Source organism: Streptomyces sp. 63XJN7_1_ISO-PGPR-S23-121, assembly GCF_056173025.1.
Window position 1 is genome coordinate 7,345,586 of record NZ_CM149653.1, and the last position, 21,364, is coordinate 7,366,949.

16 protein-coding genes are annotated in these 21,364 nt (G+C 68.1%); 5 read left to right on the forward strand and 11 right to left on the reverse strand.

Going from position 1 to position 21,364, the window contains the following annotated elements:
- Nucleotides 1-2: 2 nt before the first annotated feature.
- Together AC0VYN_RS32810 and AC0VYN_RS32815 are read left to right on the forward strand one after the other, a co-directional pair.
- Nucleotides 3-1,706: a relaxase/mobilization nuclease domain-containing protein gene (locus AC0VYN_RS32810; RefSeq protein ID WP_475533893.1), complete on the forward strand. Its 1,704-nt coding sequence runs from the start codon at nt 3-5 to the stop codon at nt 1,704-1,706.
- A gap of 106 nt (nt 1,707-1,812) precedes the next feature.
- The gene (locus AC0VYN_RS32815) at nt 1,813-2,898 is read left to right on the forward strand and encodes a phosphotransferase (protein ID WP_475533894.1); all 1,086 of its coding nucleotides are present in this window, start codon (nt 1,813-1,815) and stop codon (nt 2,896-2,898) included.
- Here AC0VYN_RS32815 and AC0VYN_RS32820 read toward each other — a convergent pair.
- The 11 genes from AC0VYN_RS32820 to AC0VYN_RS32870 form a co-directional block, all read right to left on the reverse strand.
- A complete protein-coding gene (locus AC0VYN_RS32820; protein WP_475533895.1) occupies nt 2,895-3,926 on the reverse strand; it encodes a glycosyltransferase in 1,032 nt (343 codons plus the stop codon). The two genes, AC0VYN_RS32815 and AC0VYN_RS32820, sit on opposite strands and share 4 nt — an antisense overlap.
- Before the next feature lie 6 nt (nt 3,927-3,932).
- Nucleotides 3,933-4,547 (reverse strand): AAA family ATPase, encoded by a 615-nt coding sequence (locus tag AC0VYN_RS32825; RefSeq protein ID WP_475533896.1) that lies wholly within the window; start codon nt 4,545-4,547, stop codon nt 3,933-3,935.
- On the reverse strand, nt 4,541-5,455 hold the full coding sequence (locus AC0VYN_RS32830; RefSeq protein ID WP_475533897.1) for a PIG-L deacetylase family protein: 915 nt from the start codon (nt 5,453-5,455) through the stop codon (nt 4,541-4,543). Before AC0VYN_RS32830 ends, AC0VYN_RS32825 begins: the two co-directional genes overlap by 7 nt.
- Nucleotides 5,452-6,183, reverse strand: a complete 732-nt coding sequence (locus AC0VYN_RS32835) for a glycosyltransferase (protein ID WP_475533898.1) — start codon at nt 6,181-6,183, stop codon at nt 5,452-5,454. The genes AC0VYN_RS32830 and AC0VYN_RS32835 overlap by 4 nt, the downstream gene beginning before the upstream one ends.
- The gene (locus tag AC0VYN_RS32840; protein ID WP_475533899.1) at nt 6,183-7,061 is read right to left on the reverse strand and encodes a phosphotransferase; all 879 of its coding nucleotides are present in this window, start codon (nt 7,059-7,061) and stop codon (nt 6,183-6,185) included. The genes AC0VYN_RS32835 and AC0VYN_RS32840 overlap by 1 nt, the downstream gene beginning before the upstream one ends.
- Nucleotides 7,058-7,945, reverse strand: coding sequence for a glycosyltransferase family 8 protein (locus tag AC0VYN_RS32845; RefSeq protein WP_475533900.1), 888 nt, complete (start codon nt 7,943-7,945; stop codon nt 7,058-7,060). The genes AC0VYN_RS32840 and AC0VYN_RS32845 overlap by 4 nt, the downstream gene beginning before the upstream one ends.
- 65 nt (nt 7,946-8,010) lie before the next feature.
- Nucleotides 8,011-8,205 (reverse strand): hypothetical protein, encoded by a 195-nt coding sequence (locus tag AC0VYN_RS32850; protein ID WP_475533901.1) that lies wholly within the window; start codon nt 8,203-8,205, stop codon nt 8,011-8,013.
- Nucleotides 8,202-8,648: a recombinase family protein gene (locus tag AC0VYN_RS32855; protein WP_475533902.1), complete on the reverse strand. Its 447-nt coding sequence runs from the start codon at nt 8,646-8,648 to the stop codon at nt 8,202-8,204. Before AC0VYN_RS32855 ends, AC0VYN_RS32850 begins: the two co-directional genes overlap by 4 nt.
- Before the next feature lie 191 nt (nt 8,649-8,839).
- Nucleotides 8,840-10,042: a helix-turn-helix domain-containing protein gene (locus tag AC0VYN_RS32860; protein WP_475533903.1), complete on the reverse strand. Its 1,203-nt coding sequence runs from the start codon at nt 10,040-10,042 to the stop codon at nt 8,840-8,842.
- A gap of 89 nt (nt 10,043-10,131) precedes the next feature.
- The gene (locus AC0VYN_RS32865) at nt 10,132-10,785 is read right to left on the reverse strand and encodes an HAD family hydrolase (RefSeq protein WP_274344783.1); all 654 of its coding nucleotides are present in this window, start codon (nt 10,783-10,785) and stop codon (nt 10,132-10,134) included.
- A 558-nt stretch (nt 10,786-11,343) separates the two neighbouring features.
- Nucleotides 11,344-12,537 carry a DNA cytosine methyltransferase gene (locus AC0VYN_RS32870; protein ID WP_158688656.1) on the reverse strand — a complete coding sequence of 398 codons (1,194 nt, stop codon included), beginning with the start codon at nt 12,535-12,537 and terminating at the stop codon, nt 11,344-11,346.
- 237 nt (nt 12,538-12,774) lie between these two features.
- Here AC0VYN_RS32870 and AC0VYN_RS32875 point away from each other — a divergent pair, with 237 nt between their 5' ends.
- From AC0VYN_RS32875 to AC0VYN_RS32885, 3 genes are read left to right on the forward strand one after another with little or no spacing between them, the layout of a single operon-like run.
- Nucleotides 12,775-14,844, forward strand: a complete 2,070-nt coding sequence (locus tag AC0VYN_RS32875) for a hypothetical protein (protein WP_475533904.1) — start codon at nt 12,775-12,777, stop codon at nt 14,842-14,844.
- 3 nt (nt 14,845-14,847) lie between these two features.
- The gene (locus tag AC0VYN_RS32880) at nt 14,848-15,825 is read left to right on the forward strand and encodes a hypothetical protein (RefSeq protein ID WP_381321165.1); all 978 of its coding nucleotides are present in this window, start codon (nt 14,848-14,850) and stop codon (nt 15,823-15,825) included.
- Nucleotides 15,822-21,296 (forward strand): DEAD/DEAH box helicase, encoded by a 5,475-nt coding sequence (locus AC0VYN_RS32885; RefSeq protein ID WP_475533905.1) that lies wholly within the window; start codon nt 15,822-15,824, stop codon nt 21,294-21,296. The genes AC0VYN_RS32880 and AC0VYN_RS32885 overlap by 4 nt, the downstream gene beginning before the upstream one ends.
- The last annotated feature ends 68 nt before the right edge of the window (nt 21,297-21,364 follow it).

Here is a 21,364-nt window from a genome sequence, read left to right on the forward strand (position 1 = left end):
CGGTGATACCCAAGATCATTCTCGGCGCGGGCCCGAAAGCCACGCAACGCACCATCGCCTACCTCTTCGGCAAGGGACGGGCCAACGAGCACGCCGACCCGCACCTGGTCGCGTCCTGGAACGGCTTCGCACCCGACCCCGGTCGCAGCCCCCGCCGCAACCCGAAGCAGGTCGAGGACCAGCTCGCCGCGCAGCTCGACCAGCCCGTGAAGATGCTGGGCGACAAGGCCCCGACGACCACGGTGTGGCACTGCCCGGTCCGGGCCGCGCCCGAGGACCCGATCCTGTCCGACGCCGACTGGGCGGACATCGCCCGCCGGATCGTGGCCGCCGCCGGCATCGCCCCCGAAGGTGACGAGGAAGCCTGCCGCTGGGTGGCCGTCCGCCACGCCGACGACCACATCCACATCGCCGCGACCCTCGTACGCCAGGACGGCCGCCGCCCCCGTCGCGACCACGACATCCGTGCCGTCCAGCGTGAGGCCCGCAAGATCGAAGTCGACCTCGGCCTGCGCCGCCTCAACCCGGGCGACGGCACCGCCGCCAAACGCCCCACCAGTAAGGAGCACTTCAAAGCCAAGCGCCAGGGCCAGGACACCACCACGCGCGAGATCCTGCGCATGCGCGTACGGCGAGCGGTGGCCGCCGCTTCCAGCGAGGCCGAGTTCTTCGCCGTGCTGGAGGCGACCGGCGTAGACGTGCGGCCCAAGGTCGGACCGTCCGGCGACATCCTCGGCTACAGCGTCGCCCTGCCTGGCGACCTCAACAAGCACGGCGAACCGGTGTGGTTCTCCGGCTCCACCCTCGCCGGCGATCTCTCCCTGCCCAAGATCCGCCACCGCCTCACCGCCACCAGTCCTGAATCGGTCACCGCCCGGCCGGCCGACCCCTGGCACCAGGCCACTGCCGCCACCGAACGCATCCCCGACCACCTCACCCACGGAGACGACCAGATCGCTCAAGGCCAGCTCGTCGCCCTCGGCGGAGCCCTCGACCTGCTGCCCCTCGCCGCACCAGCCGCCGCGAGGAGCGAGCTCGAACGGGCCGCCGCCCTCTTCGAGCGCGCCACCCGCTCCCGCATCACCGTCGGCCCCGACAGCGCCCGCGTCCTGCGCCGCAGCGTCCAGACGATCCTGCGCACCCCTGCCGCAACGCACGACGGGGCCGGGCTGGCGATGCTGCTGGACGCCGCCCTCATCGCCGTGGCCTTCGCCAAGCACTGGCACCGCACCCACCAGCACGCCCAGCAGGAGGCGGCAGCCCAGCAGGCCCTCGTCCACCTCCAGACCGCGTACACCCAGGTCGCCGTTCCCGTCCTGGACGGCCTCGCCCGCCGCACCCCCGGCATCCAGACCAAGCAGCGCTACGCCCGCCACCTCCAGCAGGCCGTCCCCGAGCACGCCGACCGCATCCTGCAAGACTGGGCCTGGGACGCCCTCGCCACCGTCCTCATAGACGCGGAAAAGGCCGGCCACAACCCGGCCACCATCCTTGATCAGGCCCTCGGCCAACGCACCCTCGACAACGCCCGCAGCCCCGCCCGCGCCCTGACCTGGCGCATCCACCGCCTCGGGCAACGCCACACACCCAGCCCCCTCGCCCAGGCAGCCACAGCCCGCAGCACCACACGGCTCCCTGCCACCCCGTTCCACCCGCCGGCGGCCACACCGACCGCCGTACAGCAGCCGCAGGTGCGGCGGCGTTGACCGACCCTCGTGTTCCCCGAGGGAGCAGGGAAAGCGTTCCCTCGGGGAACACCCGATTCGTTCCCTCGGGGAACGGGCGCGTCCCACCGAGACAGACCAGTGATCCTTGTGCGTCTGCACGGCCGACTCCCGTATCGTCGCCAGGGTGACCGACGCGAACGTGGCGGACAGGACGCACCTCCCCACAGACGATCTTGCCGAGCTGATCCGGGCATACGACATCGGCGAAGTACTGGACCGACAGCACCTGGCCGATGGCCTCATGAACGTGAACTGGCGGCTGGACACCCGGGCCGGGAGGTTCGCCCTCAAGCGGGTCACGGACGTGCCGCTCGATCGACTGCGTCGCAACCTCGCAGTCCTTCCTGTCCTGGCTTCGTACGGCGTCCCCGCATGTACCCCGCTCCCCACCGTCCACGGCGATGTGATCGCCGAGGTCCGCAGTGGCGTCTACTGCCTCTTTCCCTGGTCGGCCGGGGAACACGTTCGCGGAACTGACCTGTCGCTGACACAGACGTCCAACCTCGGCACACACCTCGCGGGACTCCATACGGCACTCGGCCGAGCTGTCGATGAGGCCGGGATGCCCGCAGTGCCGGCCTCGGTCACCGCTGAGGTGACCGAGGCCGGCCGAGCCGTCCAGAAGGCTGACCGGCTTGCCGGAGCCGTGTCAGCCCGGGGTGCAGGCGACGTTTTCGACAGGGCCGCGGGGACGGCCCTCGAAGAGCGCAAGATCCTCCTCGACAAGCACGCCCACCTGCGCCCCGAGGGAGACATCCCTGCGGGCCCGCATGGCTGGACGCACGGTGACTTCCAGTACCGGAACCTCCTCTGGGCGGACGGCGGACTGGTCGCCGTCCTGGACTGGGATCGGCTCGGAGTCCGCCCGTACGCGGAAGAAGTCGTTCGTACGGCGCAGGTGCAGTTCGGGGTGGAGGGCGTGTTCGACCTGGAGCGGGTGGCGGCGTTCGTGGCCGGCTACCGGTCGGTGATCCCGTTGGAACCGGCCGCGTTGCTCGACGCCGCGCGACAACTGTGGTGGAAGCGGATGACGGACTTTTGGCAGCTCGAGTTCCACTACGACCGGGGCGACCACTCCTGCGACGAGCTGTTCATCGCCGACGAGGCGCTTCTTCACTGGTGGACGGAGCGGCTCGACGCGGTGGAGCGGGCATTCACCGGATCTGCCTAGATCCCCAGCTCCCGGAGCTCGGGCAGGCACGGTCGCGTGAACGTGACCGCCTGACGCCGGGCCCTCATGCCCAGCGCCTCGTGGTCCGCCTCCCGGATCGCGCGTGCCCACGTCTCGGGGCCGGCTGTGCTCGGCAGGACGATTCCGGCGTCGCCGATGGCTTCGGGGATGCCGCCCCGGTCGACCCCGATGCTCGGGACGCCGTGGAGCGCGGCCTCGACGATCACGCGGGGGAAGGCATCTTCCACGGTGGACGGGACCAGCAGCAGGAGATGGCTGCGGTACAGAGGCCCCATGTCGTACACGCGGGGCACGTACGTCACGTTCGGGTAAGCGGCGAATTCGGCGGCCGTGTCCCACCAGCCTTCGACCAAGGTGAAGTGCTGTTCCGGCATGATCCGGATGAGCTGGTGCAGTAGCTCGGATCCCTTGGCGGGGATGGGGTTGATCATGAGTACGGACCCGGTGCGGGACTCGCCCGAGCCCTTCCCGGGCAGCGCGAACGGCGGGTACATCACGGCGAGGCGGGTGCCAGGCGTGCGGGGTGCGCGTGCCCGGACGAAATCCGACACGGCGAGGCCGTAGTGGGGTCGGCCGGCGAGGACCCCCAGTCCGGTGGCCGAAACGGAGTGCAGGAGGCCGGCCACGAGCGCGGTCGGTCTGGCCTGGACGGCGAGCTGCGCCGAGCCCTCCTGCGAGGTGAACACGACATCAGGGCGGAGATCTCCCAGGAGGCTGCCTAGCGCGTGCTCCACGTTGTTCTGCATGAACGCCGCGCACTCGACGCCGTTCCACCGGTAGCGCAGGCTGCCGTCCGCCTCGTCGTACGCGACGCGATGCCTGTCGAAGTGGGCGCGCATGTCGGGGAGCTGGGTGGCTCCGTCCCAGGGTGGCTCGTGTGAGCCGAGGTAAGTGACGTGCCACCCGGCGGCGGCGAGTTCCTCGGCGAGGAGCTGCTGGGTGACCTCGGCGCCGCCGATGAGGAACGGGGGCGGGGTGCGGCGCCAGGCGAACAGGGCGGTGGGCATCTCCCTTCACCTCGTCCAGAAGGTGACGAGGGCTTCCACGGCCTGGACCACATCGTCCGGCCCCGCGTCGGCGGCCAGGACCGTGAGCTCTCGCGTCGCGGGCCGACGGGGCGCGTGGACGAAATAGTCGCGGGCGTGGCGGAGGAAGCCCGGCTCGTGGAGGAAGTACTCGGACTCGGCGGCGGTGTGGCCGGCGGTCTTGCGGCGGAGGTGGAGCGTCTCCGCCGGTACGTCGAGGTAGAGAGTGTGGTCGGGGCGCAGGAAGGAAAGCGTCCTGAGCCGGTCGCGGAGCTGGTGGTGGACGCCGTACCCGAGCAGGGCGTCCAGGGCGTACGCGTGGGCGAGGAGGGTGTCCACGGACCGGTCAAGGATGACGAACTGCCTGCCGCTCGCGGCGGCCTCGGCGACGCGGGCCGCCTCAATCTCCATGAACCTCTCGAAGGCGGCGAGTTGGGCAGCCGCCGAGTCGGTCCGGGCCGGAGGGATGTCGTCGCGGTGGGCGATGTGCCTGACGTAGCAGTCCGAGATGAACGCCCGCGAGCCGAGAGCGGTCTGGCGGAGGTGGCGTATCGCCGTGGACTTGCCTGCGTAGGAGGGACCTTCCAGGGCGATGATCAGCACGTCGGCTCCTCCATCCGGTAGAAGCGTTCGGCATAGAGGCCAGGCGCGTCGACGAGGTCGGCCGCCGTGGTGAAGGCGTGCCGGATCGGCCGGTACATCTTCCGGGCCGGGTTCATCTGCGAGCCGTGTATCCGCAGGACGGTGACCTTGTCCATGACGACGTCGGTGATGTCGACCAGCTCGGGCCGCATCGTCGCCTCCGTGCGCGTACGGAAGAGGTGCTGGTCGCAGCCGGCGAGCGCGTACGTGGGCCAGAAGGCGAGGTCCTCCCAGAACCAGGTGCAGCCGAGGCGGACGGCCGCCTCGTGGACGAGGAGGTGGTCGGGGTGGCGGGTGACGGCGGCGGGCGCGAGGAGTTCGGCGCCGGGGCGGGCTGCGGTGATCCGGCGGACTTCCTCGGTGATCTGGTCGAGCACCTGGGGGTTGTAGGGACGGTACGGGGGCTCGGCGTCCTTGTGGCCGAGGAGGTGTCGGCGGGCGGCGAACGGTGCGAGCGCGGCGGCACCCTCCCGGTCGCGCAGCTCGGACACGGTGTCGACGTCGGCGTACGTGTCCTCCAGGGCGGGGTGCACGCTCCGGGACCGGGTGAAAACGGTGGCCACGGTCAGCGGTCGGGGGCGGGCGAGGAAGGTGCCCGAGGCCGATAGGGCGAAGTCGTCGTGATGGGGTTCGATGGCAAGGACCGGGCGGCCGGCGGGGGTGCGTGCCTCGATGTAGTACGGGACGCGGGTGTGGGGGGCGGTCACCTCCAGGACGCGGTGGTCGTCGTTCCGGTGGCGGGCGACGAGCTGCTGGGTGTGCGTCTGGTGGGCGCGGTGGAGGTCGTCGGGGAACGTGTAGATGCCGGGCCCGTCCGGCACCGGCAGTTCGACCAGGGGCTGGGGCTGCACAGGAGTCTCCTTCGTCATCGCACGGTCGTCTCGTACCAGTGGCGCCACATGCGGGGCGACCGGAGGCGCAGGCGGGCGGTCACGGGGTTCTGCCACCAGAGCATCCGTAGGCTCGACCACTGGTCGTAGCGGCGGGTCGACGGGCGCACGCGCAGTCCGTCGAGGATGGTCACGGGCCGGTCGGTGGCCTGGCCGTGGGCGGTGAGGCGGGCGAAGAACTCCATGTCCTCGCTCATGAACAGGTCGTCCCGGTACCCGCCGATGTGGTGGAAGGCGTCGGCGGTGCAGAACTGGTTGACGCCCTGGGCCCCGCCGCGCCGGGTGCGGTAGTGGTCCCAGTAGGCGCACAGCAGGCGGGCGCCGAGCCGTTCCGGGGTGTAGAGCGGCGGGATGGCGCCGCCGACGCCCCCGGCGTCCATGGCGGCAGCAGCAGCGGTGACCGCCTCCAGGGGCAGGGCCACGTCCGCGTCGGTGAAGATGAGCCGGCCACCGCGGGCGGCTGCCGCTCCTGTGTTGCGGACCCGGCCGATGTTGCGGACGGACTCGGTGACGACTCGGACACCGAAGGAGGAGGCCATGTCGGCGGTGGCGTCGGTGCTGGCGTTGTCGACGACGATCACCTCTCCCGTACGGCCGGTGATGTCCTCCCAGCGGGTGAGTGAGGCGAGGACGGAGGGCAGGTAGCGGGGCAGGTAGGCGGCCTCGTTAAAGGCCGGGATCACTACCGACAGGGCGGGGGTGCTCATCAGCGCGTCCTTTCCGGGCGGCGCGTACGGAAGAAGTGCGGGGTCCGTCGGCTGAGGTCGTCCAGGCGGCGGGCCCACAAGGCGCGGTCGTCGCCTGGGGAGGAATGCGCCCAGGAGCGCAGGGTGTGGAGGATGACCCAGGCGCCCAACAGGTGGTGATCGAGGGCAAGGGGGTAGGCGTCCGTGACCGTGCGGGCCCGGAGAGTCGAGAGGGCGCCGGTCATGACGAGGGTCTGGGCGACGTCGGATTCGCGGGGACCGGCCGCGGCGTCGGTGAAGTCGACCAGGTGGCGGATGGCTCGGGGGCCGGCGATCACGACGTTGTCGCCGTGTAGGTCGCCGTGGCACCACACGGGCGCCGTGTGGACGGCGTCGGCGATGGCGGCCAGCGCGGGCGCGATGCGGTCGAGGCTGCTGGGCGGGCAGCGGCGGCCCAGTGAGGTGACCTGCTCGTGGAGCGGCCGGCGCGGGGCCGACGGCCGGACGGGGGCCCGGTGCAGGCGGCCAAGCAGGCCGGCCAGGTCTTTCAGAGCTCGCTCGTCGGAGATCCGGCCGGAGCGCATGGCGCTGCCGAGGGTGAGCGGGCCGAGGTCGGCGGTGACGAGGGCGGTCGCCTCGTGGCCTGGAACGTGCCCGTATCCGATGAGGGCCGGTACGGGGACGTGATCGGCCACGGCCCGGATGGCAGCGCTCTCCGTGATCGCGTTGCGGCGTGCGGTCGCCGCGTACAGCTTGATCACGACACCGCGTCCGTCGGCCAGGCCCGCCCGGTACACGACGGTGCGCGTACGTGCAGACAGTCGGCGGGCGGTGCCGGCCGGTACCCCGGTCAGGGCGAGGGCGGCGCGCGAGACAGCGGGCGGTACCCCCGCACTCACCGCACACCTGCCAGTTCCACACCGACGGCACCCAGACGCCAAACGTGACGCATGACCCCTTCCAGGTGCCGCCGGTATTCGACGACTTCCTCCGTGACGGGGCAGTCGGCCTGCCACGGCTTCTCAGGACCGACGAAGTGCACGAGGGCGGCGGTCGGATCGGGCTTCGGCGACCGCGTGACGACCCGGCGCACCCAGTTCCCGCGTTCCAGGAATCGGCCGACCTCGAACCGGTTGAAACCACCGGCCACCGGGCGCACTCGGCCGGATCGCAGAAGCCACAGGTTCAGGGCGTCCTGGTCGTTGTGGAGGATGTGGTGCCGGGCGTGGATCAGGGACTGCTCGACGCCTCGGCGGATGCGGGGCATGTGGTCGGTGTGGGTCCAGAGCACGCCCGCGTTGAAGTACGGGCGTCCGCGCAGATGGGGCCAGCGGTCGGCGGCTCCGGGCAGTGCCGGACACTCGCCGACGGCCGGGTTGAACTCGTCCCGCACGGCGCCGGTCTCGTCCGGCGCAAGGGAGCCGAGCGGCTCGCTCACGTCTCCGCGTACGAGCACGTCGGCGTCCACGTAGATCAGGTAGGGACGGCGGACGAAGCTCGGCGTGAACTCGAACCTCAGATAGGTGGTGACGGTGATGTACGAGGCGTCTGCCATGCGCGAGGAGCGCAGAGGAGCGCATCGATGGAGGTCGAAGGAGCCGAAGCCGGCCCGCTTGGAGAGGTCTGCGAGGAGGAGGGCCTGTGACGGAGCCAGGTCGAGGGTGAGCACCCGTACGGCAGCTTCGCGGCGGGCCGCCGGGGTGAGGCTGTCGGCCAGGCCGGCGAGGGCGGCGAGGCCGGGGACGAGGTACTGCTGGTCGATACAGAGGCCGAACGCGTACACGGCGACTTCGCCTTTCGGGCGTGGTGCACGGGCGTGACGGAAGGGTCGGCAGCGAGCGCGGTCGCTCACGGCGTATCCCTGGCTTCGGAGCGGGCGAGGATTTCGATGGTGTCGGGGTCGTCGGTCTCCCAGTGGGGGCCACCGCCGGTCGGAGGCCGCAGCACCCACACGGTGCCGCCGGCGCGGACGTCGGTGACGATCGCCCGCCGTCCGCCACTGTCCCGGACGAGGTCGCCGACCCAGGCGCGGTGGGCGCTCACGAACCGTCCGCCTCGTACGTGCCTGTCTGCGTGAACCAGCCGGAGGCCGCGTCCGCGATGTCGCGCCGACGACGGGCCTGGCCGGGGGTTCGACAGGTGGGGGTACCGCTCGACGCGTCCGCGAGGAACCCTCCCCGGTCGCGGAGGAGAACGCCGAGAGTCGCGAACTGGGCGGCGTCGGCGGCGACATGCGTCAGGCCGCTGACGACGACACCTCGGATCACTCCGGCGGACAGGGTGGCCGTGACGGCCTGCCAGCCCGGCCGCTCCATGAGCGGCAGCGACGGGGCGGGGTCGGACCAGACGCCGGCGACGTGCCAGTGCCGGGCGTCGGCGTAGTAGCGGCCACGCTCCTCGCTCTCACCGAGGGCGGTGGAAGTGGTGGCGCAGGAATAGACGGCGACGGGTACGTGCCCGAGGCCGCCGGGCGGGTTGGTCGGCATGCCCACAAGGCTGCTGGGCTGCGGAGTTGGGGCCCAGGCACGGCCCGTCGCAATGGAGAGACTCCGTATCCGGTCGGACCGCCACGCCGCGTGGCAGCGGAGGCAGGGGCGCCCGAAGGTGTGCCACGCCCCGTAGCAGTCGCGCTGATGGCGCGCCCGTACCTACTACGGGCCGTGGTACCCCTCGTAGGTCAACGCACTCCGAGGGGTACGCCCGCGGAGTTCGCCAGTCCTCGCAGTCGGTTGACGGACACCCCAGCGAGTCGACTGATGATGACGCCGGGAAGCATCTGGTGACGCACCCATCCCGGGGCCATCGCGCAGACGGCCTGGAGGGTGTCGGCTGCGGCCTCCCACCGTCGGCATTCGACCTGGGTGAGCGCTACGTCCAGGCCGTAGCGGGCCCGAGTGGCCAGGGGCACCGTGTCGTCCAGGCGAACGGTGTCCATGAGCCGCAGCGCTCCAGCCGTATCGCCGAGGGCCACGGCGATACTCATGGCCTGCGTTGCGGCGTACATCGGTCCGTACGGCTGGGCGTGCGCACCACGGGCATGCTCGTCCCCGATTAGGGCAGCGACGGCATGCGCCTGCGAGAGGTATTCACGGGCGTTGTCCGAGTTCGTACCGCCCCGGGACGCGGCGACGGCGGCGTTCGTGACGAGCTGCCCGTACACACTCAGCCGGTCCGGGTCGTGCTCGCTCATCTTGGGCTCGATCCGGTCGGCTTGTGCTGCGGCAAGGAGGAAGCCCTGCTTGGTCCGGCCGTCGCGGAGGTTGACCCAGGCGGTGGTGGCGGCAAGGTGCGCGTCACGGAGATCGTCTCCGCCCTGCACGGCAATCTGCCGTCCGTACGTCAGCGCCGCATACGCCAGATCTCGTGATCCGAGCACGTTGGCGGCCATGCCCGCTGTCTGGAAGGTGTCGATCAAGACGCCGGCCGCGGCCTCCCGCTCATCGAGGCCGGCCATGTCGAACCTGGCCCGCGCCTCGGGTAGGAGCCGCCCGAGAAGAGTGCCGAGCTCGGTGTACCGCCCTCCCCAGTACGCGGCGTCCGCACGACGGACGACGGCGCGGAGCTCTTCGACGGTGCCCGGCTCGACCTCGGCGGGGATGCCGATGGCCGCGTCATGAGTGGCTGCGGAGACCAGGCGCAACGCAGCCCGCTCGTCGCGGTCCATGGACCGCCGTGGCGCCTGCTGCCCGAGGAGCACGGCGATGTCCGTACCGAGCGCGTCGGCGATCGACAGCAAGGACGGCAGGGAAGCCGTCCCGCCGCGTTCGAGCTTGCGCACCACGCCGACGGACACGCCGGCCGCCTCCGCCAATTGCTCCTGTGTCATGCCACCGCGCAGCGCCTTCAAGCGCTCAGAGGTGGTGTACTCCGACCACTGCATGCTCCAGAACCTCCGCGTGATGGACCCCACACGGACAGTACTGACTGGAGCGGTGGAGCCGACAGCCTTTGATCAGAGCGCAGTTGGGTTCACGCGGCGAGCACCGCCGTGACACCAAGGAGGGCCTCCAGCTCTGTCACGGCCTCATCCTCGTCCGTGACGTGGACCGTGGCGATGCCCAGATCGGCGGCCGGCGGAAGGTTCACCGCGTGATCGTCGACGAATACGCACCGCTCGGCAGGCAGTCCGATCCGCTCCAGGGCGAGTTCGTAGATCGCCGGATCGGGCTTCGCCATGCCGACCAGCTCGGAGACGACGTGCACGTCGAACAGGTCCCAGATGCCGACGTGTTCGTACGGGTTGAACGGGTCGAGGCCGAAGCTGTTGGACAGCAGCGCAAGCCGGTGGCCGGAGGCACGCGCGGCACGCGCGAGCGCGACCATCCGACGGGCCACAGGCACCCGGGCCCAGGCCCGCCCCATCAGGTTCACCGGATCCACGTGCGCACCCAACAGCGCGGCCGTGCCCTCGTTCCACTCGGCCTGCCCGATCTCCCCGATCTCCAGAGCCTCGTACAGACGCCGGCCCTCAGGGTGATCGTTGAGAGTGCTGCGCCATGCGCCCGGAGCCAGCCCTTCCGACACGCACCAGGCGCGGTGGATATCGATCGGGCTGGCGGTAAGCACCCCGGCGAAGTCGAGGATCAGGCCGCGCCTGTCGGCGACATCAGTCCTGTGCGGCATCCGGTGATCGTTCCTTCCCTGATGGGTTCTCCCGACGACGCTACCGCGCATCAACCACGTGGCCGGGCAAAGCCTCCCTCACCGATTCGCGCGAGCACCTAGCATCCGAAGAAACATCTCGGCTGAGGAACACTCGATGGCAGCCAGGGGCCGTTCGTCCGTGCACTCGACGATCAGCTGGGCGAAGCCAGGCTCCTGGACCAGGCCACCAGCTGCCTCACCCTGAGCGCCGACCTCCTCGACCACGCCGCGACACCAACGCCGTCGAACACCGGCTCTACGCCAAAGCCGCCCGCGGGTCTTACCTCGCCGGATGGCCTACGACAAGGGCCTTCGCTCCCTCGGCCGGCGCTTCTACGTCGGAACCCTCCGCAGCGCCCACAACGTCCAGGACAACGGCTTCGGCGCCTTCGTCCTCGCCAAGATGGACATCCACGTCTCCAACGCTGGCGACACCGCCGCTCGCGTGAGACTCATCGAGACCGCCCTCGCGCCCCTCCCCACCAGCAGCCCTGGTACCTCCACCTCGGGTTCACCCACCAACAGATTGGGGGCAGATCACCCCCTCGCCGCCACCCTTCTTGGAGAAGGTCCAACCCCCTCGCCTGGATGGGCCTCCTTGGCGCCCACCTGCGGTTGGTACGCCTCAGGTATTGGAACGGGCGCGACGGCGCGCGGGACCCTCAGTTGACGCACCGGCAACAAAGAAGGCGTTCCTTCCAAGAGGCGAGTCCTGGCTGAAGCTTCGCCCAGTTCAAGGTCTCCCACGATTGCCCGCCCCAACACCTCTGCAAGGAGCGGGGGGGTCGCGTTACCCACCATCCGTCGGCCGGCGCGGAACGGGTGGTCGATGCGCCATTCGTCGGGGAAGGTCTGCAAGCGCATCTGCTCCCGCACGGACAGGGGCCGATTGTCCCAGTGGAACGGCCCAGTGCTCGGTCCGGGAGACGCCGGCAAGGTCCAGGACGGCCGGTCCTTGGCTAGCTTCAGCAGAAACGACCAATACCGGGTTCGCCAGCCGAAAAGTTCCTCCCCGTCACCACGGGCCGTGAGATGCAGGTAGTTGCCGCCTTCGGGGATGGAAGGCAACAACGCCGCCCACTGACCTGTGGCGGACGGCTTCTCGTTCTCTTCGAGATCCCAGAGCACATCCCAGGCCCGCATCGGGTTGTCCGCGTGGGTGGCCTCCGGCAGGTGGACCTCCGCACCGTCCCGGTAGGCGATGCCGATGGCCCGGCGCCGGTGCTGTGGCACCCCGAAGTCGGCCGCGTCAACAACCTCGGCCACCAGCCGGTAGGAAGTGCCATGCCGGTCATTGATGCCCGCGAGTCCCTCGTCGATGACCTCGGAGGCATTGTCGTTGCCTCGCAGGAACCCTTCGACGTTCTCGATGAGCAATGCCTTCGGGAGAAAACTCTCAACCAGGTCGAGCATCCCGTGCACACATTTAGCCCGGTCGTCTTGCATGCCGCTACGGGCCGTCGAAGCCCACTGCGCGGCCTTGGAGAAAGGCTGACACGGCGGTCCCCCCGCGATGAGTTCGAGTTCGCCGGGCTTCATGCCCAGCGCCCGGGGTACGAGTTGCTGGGCAGCCGTATGGACGTCTCCATCGCCGGGCAGGGCCCATCCCGGCCGATTGGCCGCGAGTACAGACCTGGCGTCGGCGTCGAGTTCGACGCACGCGACGGTGTCCAGCCCTGCCCGCTCCAGACCTACGTCAAGGCCACCCGCTCCGGTGAAGAGGGAAAGCACCTTCCCCATAGGCCGAGTTCGGGCTGACGATCGTGCGGCGGTCAACGGAGGCACTCCCCGAAGTTGATCTGCTCAGAGTCTTGACACAGGGAGCTCACCGGAGAAAACCTCGATTGTCAAGGCAGTCCGGCAGCTGCACGGACGCCAGCGGCGGAGAATATCCGAATGGGTGTTCGAAAAGCGACCAATGTCCCACCGATGGGCTAACTTCTTCCTACGCAAATGAGGGGGTTGCCCATGGACTATGACGGTTGGAACAGAACGCTCGCGGAACACTTCTTCGCCACCCGCGAAGCGGCAACCCCTGTGTACCTGTCAGTGGATGATGCCCTGCTGGCCGACCTACTGGCCAGTCGGACCAAGGTCGCCGTAGCTCCCCCGGCTGCCGCTGACGACTTCCGGGCCGCCATCAGGAGCGTAGTCTTCGGCCGCAACCCCTTCGACGGCGTCGCCTCCCGCGCTCGCCAGTGGCGACGGAAAGGGGCCGTTGGCACTCCTCCGTTCATCGCTCTGCTCGCGGCGACGGTGCTCGCCGCCTCCCGGATGAACCGCTCCGAGGACACCATGCTCGGCAGGTTCTCCTACTACGGCCCGCTCCGCGATCTGCTCGGCCTGTACGAAGGCTCAGGCATGCCGGACGGCTACGACGTGATCGTCCCAACCCTGTGGGATCACCTGAAGTGGTGGCTGATCGAGCATGAGCGGGGCCATCGCGGCCTGCCCTCCGCCATTCCCCATCCGACCCAGGTCAACATCGGCTGGTCCCTGTCCCAAGCTGTTCTGGTCGGATCCGACCGCGTACAGGTCGGGCTGTTCCTGTCAACGATCGGAGCGCAGCCGGGAGATTCCGTCCCCGAAGCGGAACTCCTCGCCCGGTTTCAGGAGTGGGTGCGGCTCAATCGCCCGAGCCCGCGAATCCAGCGCGCTCTGGCATCGCCGCAGCTGCGACCAATCTTGGCGAGCATCCTGCAGCAGGAACTCACCCACTATGACGGGCTCCCGAGAAACGCTGCCGGCCTGCCGTGTGTGCCTCTTTCTCTCACAACCGAAGCCGGTGGTTCCCCGTACGGCATCGCAGCCCGCGTTCCCTCCCACCTCCGTCTCGAATCGCTCAGCCTGAACGGCGACGTCATCAGGGTTCCCTCAGGCGCAGAATGGCTACCTCTCGCACCTCCGGACCAGAAGGTCACCCCGGGGGCGGCGCTTGAACTGGCCGCCGACGACGCCACCTTGATACTCCCCGCTCGCGACCTCTACGTCCTCCAGGCCAACGACCTGGTCGGGAAGTGGACGTCCGTCAATACAGCGGAAGTCGGCGTACCGCATCGGGTATTGGTGAAGAATGCCTACGCAGCACAGGCCGAGGCGGTGATGCAAGCCTGTGGATCAGACGCCGTGCGCCAGCCCCGCAGGGTTCAGGTGCCGCCCGGCTGGACATTGTTCAGCGGCTACACACCGACCCGATCCGCGACGGTCCCCGGCGTCGTCGGCCCGTTGGCCCCGCTGCACCAGCAGTTGGCTCGCCTGTCCGGCGGCCTCCGCATCGATGGCCGCAGACAGACCTTCCTCCTCGGGTACGCACCCGACCTGGTTCTGCCAGCGACTCCCGGTGACCATCCTCGCACTGTCACCATCAACGGGGTTCCTTTGCCGCCGGTTGACCCGGCCGCGACGGACACGATCACGATCCGGCTGGCGGATCTGGTGCACTCCGTCGGCGAGCACCAGATCGAGGTCGGGAACCGCAAGCTCGTCTTCACCCTGGTCGAGCGCTACCGGGAGAGCGTTGCCCTGCCACTGCTAGCGCTCCCTCCAAGGAGCGACAAGCTGGCCACCATCCCCAGCAGGATGCAGAACACGGTAAGTCCGTCGGCGCGTGCCCCTTGGCTGCCGCCCGGCCATTTATCCGGCTCGTTCTTCGGGAGCTACCATCGCGACCCGCTTCCTTCGATGAGTCTTCTGCGCATCGGCGGCTCAATCTACGCCCTAGGCGGGAATCGCCTCGCTGCCCAGCTCGTCCCCGAAGTGCCGGCCTGGATCGCAACCATGGACCACGTACCTCACGCGATCGACGTCGAACCGCTGCTCGATGCTCTGCCTTTCCAAGCTCTATGGGTGCTTCAGGTGACCAGTTCCCGGAACGCCAGGGTCCGGCGAGCCCCGGTCATCCAAGCTGGCACGCATGGCGCGCCTTCAGGGAGCTGGAATCTTCTCAGCCAAGCCGACTGGCGCAGGCTGACCTCGGGAGGCATCACCGCCCCGGTGGCCAGTGCACAAGACTGGGCCGACTACACGTCAGGGAAATGAATCGTGCATGACGAGCTGCTCCTGTGGTGCTCCGAACGCGGTGCCGGGAGCCTCGATGCCTTCCGCGACACGTACGCGTGGCTGGAGAAGGGCGAGCCGAAGAGTTCCGCGCCGGATTGGCGCATCGCGCTGTACAACCTGCAGGTTCTCGGTCACGCCGAAGTGGACTGGGAGGCCCGGACCTGGAGCGTGACACCACCGGTCCTCACCACCATGCCCAATTCCGGAGGGCACGCCCTCCTGGTGGGGCAAAGGCCGCTCTGGCTCATGCAGCGGCTGGAACGGCTGCACGAGGACCCTGGCTCCGACATCGCCGCCCTCGCGCAGTCCGTGATGCCGCTTCCGCCATTTCGGCAGGCTGGCGGCCCGTCGGTGCGGATGGTGACACTGGCGGATCCTGAGGACTGCCGCGCTCTCTGCCAGGCACTCGGCATCGCCTTCGAGGACCGTGCTGCGGATCAACTCGCCCGGCGTCTTCCCCGCTTCCAAGAAATGCTTGCCGAGCGTGGCGTACAGCGGGGGCCTGGCGGCATCGAGCCGCAGAAAATGTCCGAGGGAGGAAGTGACCTCTGGACAGATATCGAAGGCCACGGCGAGCCGCCTCTCCACGGAGCTTACCGATACCAGCGTTACAACACCCACCGCTATATCTACTGGATCGGCATGAGCGGCTTCATCGCCGACAAGCGCACGGTGGTGTACGCCGAACTCGCTCGCGCAAAACGCTGGGTGCTGCGCTACAACCCGCTGCGGCGGGAACTGTATGCCCCGAAACGCATGCAGCTACCACATCTCCACGCCCGCGCTGCCGTGCTGCGCAGCGGGCTGCTGCCGCAACTCACCGCGCTCAACCCTCAGACAGCGCCCGCCGAGCAGTCGAATCCTGAGCACAAGAGCTACGTCAAATACGTCAACATCGACGAGTCATTCGCCAGGCAAGTGGCCGAATCCCTATACCAGGAACTTCGACTCGTCCCTTGAATCCGAACCTCGTGAGGATCTCCATGTCTGGCATCTCTCCGACGGCTGTCCACGGCCAACTCGCCGACTACTTCCAGCGGTACTACGACACCGCCTACTCCCTGCGCGACTCATCGGTGGGCGAGGAACTCAGAGCACTGCTCCGCACTCCCGGGGTCCTCTTTCAGGAGCCGTACCTGGAGCTGTTGCCCCAGTACGTGCAGTCATCCCAGACCCTGGAAGAGCTGACGGCGGAGATAGGTCTGCCGGAGATTTCGGGACTTCTGGGAGCCGGTCTGCTCCGGGGAATCCCCAGGCTCTACACCCACCAAGCGGACGCGCTGAGGTCAAACCAACAGGGCCGAGACATCGTGGTGACGTCTGGAACCGGTTCCGGAAAGACCGAGGCCTTCCTCATCCCGGTGCTAGCCAGGCTGACCAATGAATCGCGTCGGTGGGCAGCAGCAGAGCCCCAGGACGCCCAGCGGCCCTGGTGGCGCACGTCACGGAACTGGCAGGCCCAACGCAACAGCAGCGGTCGGCCCGCGGCCATGCGAGCCATGCTCCTCTATCCGATGAACGCGCTGGTGGAGGACCAGCTGATCAGGTTGCGACGCAGCTTGGACGCACCGGACGTACGCAGCTGGTTCGACAGGCACCGTAACGGCAACCGCTTCCACTTCGGACGCTACACCGGCCGCACCCCGGTCGCCGGCCCGCTGGAACTAGCCGCCAAGCCGAACTCATCCAAAATGAAGGAATTGCGCAGGACTCTGGCCTCGATGGAGGACCGAAGCCGCCAGCTGGAGCAGCGCATCGCGGACGGCCTCGTGAAGGACGAGGAAGCCCGCTACTTCCTCCCGCGTCCATTCGGGGCCGAGATGCGTTCTCGCTGGGACATGCAGGTCGCTCCGCCGGACATCCTCATCACCAACTACAGCATGCTCAACATCATGCTCATGCGCCGAGATGAGGATCCCATCTTCGATCAGACCCGCGCCTGGCTGAACAGTTCGAAGGACCACGTCTTCAGCCTGGTCGTGGACGAACTCCACATGTACAGGGGGACTCAGGGCACCGAGGTTTCCTACCTCCTGCGCAAGCTCATCGACCGGCTCGGGCTGTCCACCGACTCCGACCAGCTGTCCGTGATCGCTACCTCCGCCTCCATGGATCCGGAGAACCCGGTGGACCGGAAGTTTCTGAGCGACTTCTTCGGACGGTCAGCCGACCGCTTCTCCGTGCTGGCAGGTGAACGCGTCCGGACCAAGGGCAGGACCGATCTCATGCCCTGGGCGGACACCGGTGGCCAAGGAACAGTGGCCCTGCCGCCACTTCCTGACCGGCACGCGGCACTCCAGGCCGCGTTCAGAGCGAGCGACGAGGACGACTCCCCCCGAGCGAAGCCGCTGACCGACGTGTCCGCCAGGCTCTTCCCTGGCCTCGCACCCGATAAGGCGCTGTACGCCACCGACGCACTCATCTCGCGCCTCGATGGGGAGGCGGATGTCGGCTCGCGATTCCGGCTCCACCTGTTCTTCCGGAACGTCACCGGCATGTGGGCGTGCGCGGATCGCAACTGCTCGGAGGTCCAACCGCGCGCTGTGGAGCCACCGGCGGACCGGCTGGTCGGAAAGCTCTACAGTCGGCCCAGGTATGCCTGCGAATGCGGTGCTCGTGTCCTGGAGTTGCTGTACTGCGATACGTGCGGAGAGGTCTTCCTCGGCGGATTCAATTCTCCGATCATCGGCCACGATCCCACCAGGCGCTACCTGGTCTCCACCGCAACCGATCTCGAATCCCTCCCGGACAAAGCGCGCTTCGATCGCACCGCCGACGTGTACAGCGTCTTCCTTCCCACTGCGGGAGAACGCTCCGATCTCGACGTATCGCCACACAAACACAAGGGTGGCCGACCGGGAGCGAGGAATCGGCCGGAATACACGTTCACCTTTGTTCCGGCTGTGCTGGATCCCGCGAGCGGCAAGGTCGGCAGCTGCCCGGACGAGGAGAACAACGGATACCTGCTGGTGGCACAAAGCCAACCCCAGGGCCACCTCGGGAAGGTCCGTGCCTTTCCCACGGTCTGTCCCTGCTGCGGGGAAGACAAGGAGATCTTCAAGAACGTCCGCCAGTTCGAGGACCCATCGCGGTCCAGGTCCCCCATCCGCACAATGGGTACAGGTTTTGAGAAGTCCAACCAGGTCCTGACCGATGCCCTCAAGAGGCAGCTGCAGACGAAGATCGTCGTCTTCTCGGATAGTCGGCAGGACGCAGCCCGCATCTCGGCGGGCCTGGAGCGATCGCACTATCAGGACCTGGTCAGACAGCTCGTGATCGCTACCCTCGACCGTCCGATGGATCTCGTGGCCCTGGCAGCAGAGTTCTTCAAGGGGAATCAGGCAGGCCAGGCCGCGCTAACCCAGCTCGCTGCGACTGGTTCACCCGATCTGGTTCCAGCGGTGGTCGCCTTGGCCCATAACAGCCTCACTCCCCAGCACGAACGCGTGCTGGCGGACTACCGGGCCCAGCAGAGGGGCCCGACGCTTGTCGAACTCGGCAACGGAGTCAGCGCGCAAGCGGTCGCATACGGCGTGCATCCCGGTGGACCCTCGTTTACGCTGAGCAAAAGCACCGAGTCACGAAGCTGGACCGATCTCTACGACTGGACCAGTGGCGTCCCGGTCCAGCGGCCCGATGCTTCCCTCACCAACGATCTGCGCGTCCTGAACTCCGAAATCCACCGGACAGTGCAGGCGCAGGTCCAGCAGGCGGTCTTCGCGGGAGGCGGCCGCGATCTGGAGTCGCTCGGCATCGGCCATGCAGTTCAGGACCTCACCTTCAAGAGCCGGTTGCTGGATGACGAGGTCTTCCGCCAGGTATGCCTGTCCGCGCTGAGGCTGCTGGGAGTGCGCCGCCAGTTCCAGGAACAGAGGCCTGAGCCGCCGGCAAATCTGCACACGGCAGCGAGGAAATACATCAGCGCCGTCGCACAGCATCACGATGTGTTCCCAGACGCGCTGGTCCAAGAAGTGAAGAACGCACTGGGTCTGAGCGACGCGGAGCCCCGGATCGAAGGGCAGAAAATCAGGATCGTCCTGGCCGGCGGGACAGAATGGCGCTGTGAACGCTGTACCAGAAGGCACCTGCACGGCTCCGCAGGCGTCTGTGCCTTCTGCCGCAGCTCACATCTCGTCGCCGAACCCCTCGACCCGGGTTCCGTCACTCTGGACGACTACTACACCTTCCTGGCCCGCGAAGCCGGGGTCCCCTTCAGGCTCCACTGCGAAGAGCTGACAGGCCAGACCGACAACGATGACGCGCAGGCCCGGCAAGCCCTCTTCCAGTCGGTCTTTCTGAGCGGTCAGGACATCGAGTTGGTTGATGAGGTCGACCTACTCAGCGTCACCACCACGATGGAGGCCGGCGTCGACATCGGCGCGCTCCGCGCGGTGGTAATGGCGAACATGCCACCACAGCGCTTCAACTACCAGCAGCGTGTGGGCCGGGCCGGCCGCCGACTCGACCACCTGTCCATCGCCCTGACCCTCTGCCGTGGCACCAGGACCCATGACGACCACTACTTCCAGCACCCCTATCGCATCACTGGCGACCCCTCGCCGAGCCCATACGTGGATCTCGATCGCCTGGAGATCCTGCGCCGCTGCTACGCCGCAAGTCTGCTGACTCTCGCCTTCCGGTCGGTCGAGGGAACGTCCGACTGGGATCCGGGACGCAATGTCCACGGGCCCTTCGGGACCGTCAGTGGATGGTCTCAGGTACGGGATAACGTCCGTACCTGGCTGGCCGGGAACGACATCGCCAAAAGACACGCCGGCCAGGTCCTCCTACAAGGGGCGTCTCCTGGCGCGCCTTCGGTGGATGCTCTGGTGTCTTGGGCCACTTCCAGCCTCTACTCCGAGATCGAGGAGGTGGCGACGAACGCGCCGGACGCGGGTCCGCTCAGCCAGTCGCTCGCGGAGCACGGGGTGCTCCCCATGTTTGGGTTCCCCACCCGGGTCCGCAACCTGCACCATCAAAGGCCGCACGGGCCGGAACTCACCGACGTCATCGACCGGGACATCGACATCGCCATCTCGGAATGGGCACCTGGCGGTGAAGTGGTCAAGGACAAGGCGTTGCACACAGCAGTCGGCCTCGTGACGTACGAGCCCGCGGGCGGGCAGTGGCTGCCAGGCAAGGCTCCGGACAGTGACCGTCTCATGGTGGGCATCTGTGCCAAGTGCCTCTCCGTCGATCTCCGCGAATCCGAGCATTCGTGTCCGGTGTGTGGGGCCACCGCAGGAGAAGCCGGTGACTACCGGATGCTCCCGTCGTGTCAGCCGCTCGGATTTCGCACCAGCTACAAGGCTCAGGATTACGACGGCACCTTCGAGTTCACACCACGCGCGTTCTCCGCGCGCCTCACCCTCGACACCACATCAGCGCTCGTCCCACGCTGGACTAAGGCCGCTGAATTCAGGAGTGGCGAGGGACGCATCGTGGTGGTCAACGCGGGAACTGGTGAGGGATACCAGTTCGGCAAGGTCAAGGGACACGACGGTCTGCTAGAAACGAAACTCCTGGCTGATGCCGACCGGGCGAGAGATCTGGGCCTGCCCACTCGGCCTTCGGTCAGCAACGAGGAGAAGCTGGCACTGGCCTCGGCGAAACTGACCGACGTCCTCTTGGTCGGCCTCCGCGAGCAACCCGCCGATCTGGCTCTTGACCCGAGACGCATGGCCGCAAGGGCCGCTTGGCTCTCACTCGGTACGGTTTTCAAACTCGCTGCCGTCAGGCTACTGGACATCGACGGAAGAGAACTCTCGGCGGGCCTGTACCCCGTCCGAGGGGAAGAGGAAGGCAGTGTCCAGGCACAAGTCTTCCTCTCGGACACGCTGGAGAACGGTGCCGGGTATTCGACCTGGCTGGGGAAGCGCCCTGCCGAATTCCTGCTCGCCGCGCGTGAGGTCGCGGCCGATCTCACCCGCCACCGCTCCGGCGGCTTGATGGCCGCGCCGTGCGACTCGTCCTGCTACGACTGCCTGCGGGACTACAGCAACAGCGCCTACCACCCGCTGCTCGATTGGCGCCTTGCCACACAGATGGTCGAACTCCTCGATGGAGGGAACCTGGACTTCGCCGCTGAGGAGGTCTATGCGTTCCAGCGAGCCGAGCAGTTCGCCAGAAGCTTCTCGCACTGGAAGGCCGATTCCTCCCATGGCTTGCCAGTCCTGAAAGACACTCAGCACGAGGATCTCGCTGTCCTCATCACCCATCCTCTCGAGTCCTGGACCGGTCCCGCCCGCTCCAAGCGGGTGACCGGAGCGCTGGCCTCGCTGGAGGCAGAGGGCTACGAGGTGTTCGAGTCCTTCGGAAACCCGGTCCTGGGCAGCGAACCGCCGCAGCGCGCAGTCGTCGCGGTCGATACGTTCGAGCTGCTTCGGCGGCCCGGCTGGATCGAGTCGAGACTGCAGAGCCTCTTCGACTGACTAGCCGAGCAGTGGGCAGGGCCATCTTCTCTGCCCCTGCCCACTGCCAGCGGGTCCACGGCCGGGCA